The organism is Serratia sp. A07 (genome assembly GCF_058725505.1).
In genome coordinates this window covers 1-2,096 of the sequence record NZ_JBZXDO010000130.1, presented here as the reverse complement: position 1 = coordinate 2,096, position 2,096 = coordinate 1, and the positions used below count along the sequence as shown (strand labels likewise).

1 protein-coding gene is annotated in these 2,096 nt (G+C 58.1%); it reads left to right on the top strand.

What is annotated here, in order from left to right:
- A partial coding sequence (locus tag AC4PR2_RS28495; RefSeq protein ID WP_492176002.1) for a TipJ family phage tail tip protein occupies positions 1–2,096 on the top strand: 2,096 nt, incomplete at both ends.

Below are 2,096 nucleotides of genomic sequence, written 5' to 3'. Positions count from 1 at the left end.
GTTAACGGCTACCGCATCGAATACGCCATTGATGTGGCCACCGATGGCGGCAGCTATCAGGAAATGTTAACGGCAGCAATCGACGACAAAACCACCTCGCTGTATGAACGTTCTCACCGCATCAACTTACCGAAAGCCACCACGGGCTGGCAGGTGCGAGTTCGCCGGTTGACGCCTAACGCCAACAGCGCCCGTATCGCCGACCGTATGAACATCGAGGCGTTGACGGAAATTATTGACGCCAAGTTGCGCTACCCGAACACGGCGCTGCTGTACGTTGAGTTCGATTCCAAACAGTTTCCGAACATCCCGAAGATCAGTTGCGCGCCGCGTGGGCGAGTTATCCGGGTGCCTGACAACTATGACCCGGAATCGCGCAGCTATACCGGCGTTTGGACGGGGGGCTTTAAGTGGGCCTACAGCGACAATCCGGCCTGGGTGTTCTACGACATTATTCTGGCTGACCGTTTTGGCCTGGGTGATCGCATCGACTCAACTCAGGTATCCGAGTCTGAACTGTACCGCATCGCGCAGTATTGCGATCAGCCGGTGCCAGATGGTCGCGGCGGTGATGGCATGGAGCCGCGCTTTACCTGCAACGTTTACATTCAATCCCGCGAGGATGCCTGGACGGTGCTGAGCGATCTGGCCGGTATCTTCCGTGGCATGACCTATTGGGGACAAAACCAAATGGTCGCCCTAGCGGATATGCCGCGCGATATGGACTTCACCTATACCCGTGCCAACGTTATCGACGGCAAGTTTACCTACTCGTCGGCCAGCGAGCGCACCCGCTACAGCACCGCGATGGTTAGTTGGTCTGATCCGGCGAACCACTACGCCGATGCGATAGAGGCTGTATTTGATAGCGACCTGGTGCGCCGGTACGACGTGAACCAAACCGAGCTGACGGCGATCGGTTGTACCCGCCAGAGCGAGGCAAACCGCCGGGGCCGCTGGGCATTGCTGACCAACAGCAAAGACCGCACGGTTACTTTCTCTGTTGGCCTCGATGGCATGATCCCCATGCCTGGACATATCGTCGGCGTGGCCGATCAGATGGTCGCCGGTAGGGTGATCGGTGGCCGTATCAGTGCGGTGGACGGTCGCAAGTTGAAGCTGGACAGAAAGCCAGGTGCTAAAGTCGGCGATCGCCTGATCATAAACCTGCCTTCAGGCAAAGCACAAGCGCGCACTGTGCAGGCGGTGAATGATCGCGTTGTGACGGTGACCACGGCCTATAGCGAGATTCCCGTGCCGGAGTCTGCCTGGTCTATCGACGCTGACGATCTGGCTGTGCAGCTCTATCGCGTGGTGGGTATCGCTGACAATGGCGACAACACTTTTACCATTAACGCAACCGAGCATGACCCGAACAAATACGCTCGCATCGATACTGGCGCGCGCATCGACGATCGCCCGATATCAATTATTCCTCCTGGCGTGCAAGCCCCGCCGAAAAACATCACCATCGACAGCTACTCCTCGGTGAGCCAGGGTATCGCGATTACCACCATGCGCGCAGCCTGGGGGGCAGTAGATAACGCGATAGCGTATGAGGCGGAATGGCGGAAAGATAATGGTAACTGGGTATCGATGCCGCGCACTTCGGCGCTCGGTTTTGAAGTGCCAGGCATTTACGCCGGTCGCTACTTGGTGCGCGTGCGAGCCATCAATGCTAGTGACGTATCGTCTGTCTGGGCGACGTCGATGGAAACCTACCTGAAGGGGAAAGAGGGTAAGCCGCCGGTGCCGGTCGGCTTCAAGGCTTCTCCGTTACTGTGGGGTATCCAGCTCGATTGGGGATTCCCAGACGGGGCCGAAGACACGCTGAAAACCGAAATTCAGTATGCGGACAACGCCGCCGGGAATAACGCGATGTTGCTGGCCGATATCCCGTACCCGCTACACACCCACACTATGACCGGGTTGAAGGCGGGGCAAGAGTTCTGGTTCCGTGCTCGTCTGCAAGACCGCACCGGCAACCAGGGCGACTGGACTGGCTGGATTAAGGGGCAATCCAACGCAAACGCCGGTGACTACCTGGAGAGCATCGGCGATGGCTTCCTGACGGATAAGGACGGTGACCGCCTCAC